Here is a 4,351-nt window from a genome sequence, read left to right as displayed (position 1 = left end):
GGCGTGGTGGTGATTCTCCGGAGCGGTTGTTCGCGGGGCTGGGGCGGTTGTGGGTGGATGGTTCCGTGCGCTGGACGCCGCCCGCGGCCACGACGGCGGGGACGTCGGGCGTGCGTGTGCCTTCGTACGCTTTCCAGCACCAGCACTACTGGCTCCAGCCCACCACCCCGGCACCGACCGGTGACGGCCGGATCGACCACCCGCTGCTGCGGGACGCCATGGAACTCCCCGACGACAACGGCGTGGTGCTGACGGGACAACTCGCCACCACCGCGCAGCCGTGGCTCACCGAACACGTCATCTCGGGCTCGCCCCTGCTGCCCGGCGCGGCGTTCGTGGACCTGGCGCTCCGGGCCGGCGAACACGTCGGCTGCCCGGCGGTCGAGGACCTGACGCTGGAGACACCGCTGGTGGTCGCGGACGGCGTGCAGGTGTCCGTGACCGTCGGCCCCGACCGGGCGGGCCGGCGCAGCGTCTCGATCCACTCGCGCGCGGACGGCGAGTGGGTACGGCACGCCACCGGGACCCTGGGCGCCGTACCCGTCGCACCGCGGGAGCCCTGGGCACGGCAGTGGCCGCCGCACGCCGAAGCCGTCGACCTCGACGCCTTCTACGACAACCTGGCCGACGCCGGATTCGCCTACGGCACGGCCTTCCAAGGCCTGCGAGCGGCCTGGCGCGAGGGCCACACCCTCTACGCGGAGGTGGCTGTACCCCCCGGTGACACCCGGTTCGCCCTGCACCCCGCCCTGCTCGACGCCGCGATCCAGACCGTGACCGTCGCCGACGACCGGGCGAAGATGCCGTTCTCCTTCGCCGGGATCTCCTGGTGGCGCGGCGCCGAGCACGCCAGGGTCCGGCTGACCATGACCGGCCAGGACTCCTGCGCGATCGGCCTCGCCGACCAGTCGGGCGCGCCGATCGCCGAGATCGCCTCGTTGACCCTGCGCCGGCCGGCCGGGGCCACCACGCGGGACGTGCCGTACCAGGTGGTGTGGCCGGTCCTGGAAGCGGCGACCACCGAACCGGACATCCCGGTCCACCACGCCACCTCGCCCGTCGAGACCCTGCGGGTGATCCAGGACTTCCTCACCACGGACACCCCGCGCATGGTGATCGCCACGCGCAACGCCGTGCCGGTCCGTCCGGGCGAGGACGTCGACCCGCAGGCCGCCGCCGTCTGGGGCCTGGTCCGGTCGGCCGCCACCGAGCACCCCGGCCGGTTCGTGCTGGTCGACGGTGACGACGGCGACGAGGTCCGGCTGGCCGGTGACGAACCCCAGCTCGCGATCCGCGTCGGCGCCGTTCACGTCCCCCGCCTCGAACGGGCGCGGACCGAACCGCTGCCCTCGCCGCTCAGCCCCGAGGGCACGGTGCTCGTCACCGGCGGCACCGGCACCCTGGGCGGCACGATCGCCCGCCACCTCGCCGTACGGCACGGCGTGCGGCACCTGCTGCTGGTCAGCCGGAGCGGCCCGGACGCCCCCGGCGCGGCCGCGCTGACCGCCGACCTGGCCGCGCTGGGCGCGACCGCCGACATCGTGGCGTGCGACGTGTCCGACCGCGAGGCGGTGGCGCGGCTGCTCGCCGAACACCCGGTCACCTCGGTGATCCACGCCGCGGGCACGCTGGCCGACACCGTCGTGGAATCCCTCACCCCGCAGCAGTTCGCGCGCGTGTGGGAGCCGAAGGCCCTCGCGGCGCGGCACCTCCACGAACTGACCTCGGACCTGGAGGCGTTCGTGCTGTTCTCGTCGGCGGCCGGTGTGCTGGGCGGCGCGGGCCAGGCGAACTACTCGGCGGCGAACGCGTACCTCGACGGCCTCGCCGCACACCGGCACGCCCAGGGACAGCCGGCCGTGTCGCTCGCCTGGGGCTACTGGGCAGAGGCCAGCGGCATGACCGGAGGTCTGACCGCCAGCGACCGGCACCGCCTGGCGAGGGCCGGCGTACGGCCGCTGCCGACGACGGACGCGCTGGCCCTGTTCGACGCCGCGCTGACCGCGGGCACCCCCACCCTCGCCCCCGTCAGGTTCGACCTGTCGGCGCTGCGCCGCGCCGGCGATCCGCCCGCCCTGCTGCGGGAGCTGGTACGGCCCCGGCGCAGGCAGACCGCCGACCGCGTGTGGACGCAGGCCGACGTGCTGCAACTCGTCGTGGGCCAGGTCTCCCTCGTCCTGGGGCACTCGTCACCGGAGGCGGTCAACCCCGACCAGGCGTTCACCGACATCGGGTTCGACTCGCTCACCGCCGTGGAACTGCGCAACCAGCTCGACGCGGACACCGGCCTGCGCCTGCCCGCCACGCTCGTCTTCGACCACCCGACACCAACCCGCCTCGCCGCCTCCCTGCACACACGGCTGCACGGCACCGAACCCGACCCCCTGCTCGCCGAACTCGACCAGCTCAAGTCCACCCTGGACGCGGCAGCCGCCGACGCCGACTACGAGACCGTCGCGGCCCGCCTCGAAGCACTACTCGCGGCCTGGACCGGCAAACGCACCGGCTCCGCGGCCGGTGTCGACGAGGCCAGCGACGACGAACTGTTCAGCCTTCTGGACGATGCGCACCGCAGGACCGAGGTCATCCGATCGGGCGAGTCCCGAAACGCTGAGGAGCAGTAGCGATGTCTGACGAAGAGAAGCTCCGCACTTACCTCAAGCGCGCCACGGCCGACCTGGGAGTGCTCAGTAAGCGCCTCGCCGACATGGAGGAGGCCGCGCGCGAGCCGATCGCGATCATCGGCATGGGCTGCCGCTACCCGGGCGGAGTGGAGTGCCCGGCCGACCTGTGGCGGCTCGTCGCGGACGGTGCCGACGCGATCACCGCATTCCCGCCGGACCGTGGATGGGACGTCGTCTACGACCCTGACCCGGACCGGCCGGGCACGACCTACAGCCGATCGGGCGGCTTCCTCGCCGACGGCGCCGGCTTCGATGCCGGGTTCTTCGGTATCTCGCCGCGCGAGGCGTTGGCGATGGACCCGCAGCAGCGGGTGCTGCTGGAAACCGCCTGGGAGACCTTCGAGTACGCCGGCATCGACCCGACCACACTCGGCGGCAGCCGCACAGCCGTGTTCACCGGCCTGTGGTCCTCCGGCTACGGCAACCAGCCGCCGCCGGACCTCGAAGGTTTTCTCGCCACCGGAACAGCCACCAGCGCCACGTCCGGGCGGGTGTCGTACCTGCTGGGGCTGGAGGGTCCGGCGGTGTCGGTGGACACGGCGTGCTCGTCGTCGCTGGTGGCGATCCATCTGGCGGCGCAGGCATTGCGGGCGGGGGAGTGTTCGCTGGCGTTGGCCGGTGGCGTGACGGTGATGGCGACGCCGGCGGGGTTCGTCGAGTTCTCGCGGCAGCGGGGGCTTGCCGCCGATGGCCGGGTGAAGGCGTTCGCCGAGGCGGCCGACGGCACCAGCTGGGGTGAGGGCGCCGGCCTGCTGCTGCTGGAACGCCTGTCCGACGCCCGCCGTAACGGCCACCGGGTGCTGGCGGTCGTCCGGGGCTCGGCGGTGAACCAGGACGGCGCGTCGAACGGGCTTGCGGCGCCGAATGGTCCGTCCCAGGAACGCGTCATCCGGCAGGCGTTGGCGAATGCCGGACTGTCGACGGCGGACGTGGACGCGGCGGAGGCCCACGGCACCGGCACCACCCTTGGCGACCCCATCGAGGCGCAGGCACTCCTGGCGACCTACGGTCAGGGGCGGGATGAGCCGTTGTGGCTGGGGTCGGTGAAGTCGAACATCGGCCACACGCAAGCCGCCGCCGGCGTGGCGGGTGTGATCAAGATGGTCATGGCGATGCGGCACGGTGAACTGCCGCGGACCCTCCACGTGGACGCGCCGACCTCCCACGTCGACTGGTCGGCGGGTCGTGTCTCACTGCTCACCGAGGCCCGGCCGTGGCCGGAGACGGGGCGTCCCCGCCGTGCCGGCGTGTCGGCGTTCGGCATCAGCGGTACGAACGCGCATGTGGTGATCGAGGCGGCTGGTGAGGAGCCGGTCCGGGTTTCGACGGGGTCCGCGGGCGGGGTGGTGCCGTGGGTGTTGTCGGGGAAGTCGGATGTGGCGTTGCGGGAGCAGGCGCGTCGGCTGGGGGCGTTCCTGGCCGGGCATCCGGGGGTCGGCGCGGCTGCGGTGGGTCGGGCGTTGGCGGGGCGGTCGCGTTTCGATCACCGTGCGGTGCTGAGCGGTGTGGAGGCGTTGGAGGCACTGGCGGAGGGCCGGTCGGCGCCGGGTCTGGTCACCGGGACCGCCCGTCCGCTGGGTCGTTCGGTGTTCGTGTTTCCGGGGCAGGGTGCGCAGTGGGTGGGTATGGGTGGGGAGTTGTACGGCTCGGAGGCGGTGTTCCGGGAG

The 4,351-nt window shown here is 73.3% G+C and carries 2 protein-coding genes; both read left to right on the top strand.

What is annotated here, in order from left to right; translation table 11 throughout:
- Positions 1-110 precede the first annotated feature (110 nt).
- The gene (locus ACZ51D_RS43470; RefSeq protein ID WP_465665837.1) at positions 111-2,624 is read left to right on the top strand and encodes a type I polyketide synthase; all 2,514 of its coding nucleotides are present in this window, start codon (positions 111-113) and stop codon (positions 2,622-2,624) included.
- A gap of 2 nt (positions 2,625-2,626) precedes the next feature.
- On the top strand, positions 2,627-4,351 hold a 1,725-nt coding region (locus ACZ51D_RS43465; RefSeq protein WP_465665835.1), incomplete at its 3' end, for a type I polyketide synthase.

The organism is Kitasatospora sp. NPDC033851, from assembly GCF_055576085.1.
This window is presented reverse-complemented; position numbering and strand designations above follow the sequence as displayed.